Source organism: Shigella sp. FC1967, assembly GCF_001743005.1.
Taxonomy (GTDB): Bacteria; Pseudomonadota; Gammaproteobacteria; order Enterobacterales; family Enterobacteriaceae; genus Proteus.
The window spans coordinates 1-218 of record NZ_MIIZ01000431.1; the positions used below are offsets into that span (position 1 = coordinate 1).

A 218-nucleotide genomic window follows, 5' to 3' on the forward strand; every position below is an offset into this window, starting at 1 on the left:
TTCAACAGGCCGTTCTCCACCAGCGTGTGGCATGACGTTCGGAAGTTCGTTCCATGAATACCGCTCTGGCGAGCTGAGTTGATCATCTCCAGCATTTTTACACCTGGTACAGGCTCGGCTTTTCCACCGGCCTCAATTGCGTATAGAATGAACAAAACGTCCTTTTGAGTTGACGACAATCTCATCCCTTCCCCTTATTCATGTCTGATATGAATAAG

Annotated in this window: 1 pseudogene; it reads right to left on the reverse strand. The window is 47.7% G+C overall.

Annotated features, from left to right (window positions below):
- A pseudogene (locus BHE89_RS03650) lies at window positions 1-185 on the reverse strand (chromosome segregation protein ParM); the annotation flags it as partial.
- Between the last annotated feature and the right edge of the window lie 33 nt (window positions 186-218).